Annotated in this window: 1 pseudogene; it reads left to right on the plus strand. The window is 68.1% G+C overall.

Annotated elements, in window-relative coordinates:
• Window positions 1–216 (plus strand): annotated as a pseudogene (locus AC6H42_RS07135) (CHASE domain-containing protein); the annotation flags it as partial.

A 216-nucleotide genomic window follows, 5' to 3' on the forward strand; every position in this document is an offset into this window, starting at 1 on the left:
CCAACGCCGAGCTGGCGCACCGCGACCTGACACTGGTGCTGGCCACGCTGAAGCAGGCGCAGGCCAATTTGATCACGTCCGAAAAGATGGCGTCGCTGGGCGCGCTGGTGGCCGGCATCGCGCACGAGCTGAACACGCCGATCGGCAACAGCCTGCTGGCCTCGACCGCGCTGGGCGACCGGGTGCAGGAATTCGAAGCCATGCTGGTGGGCGGCA

The sequence above is a fragment of the Massilia sp. NBRC 108631 genome (genome assembly GCF_059704565.1).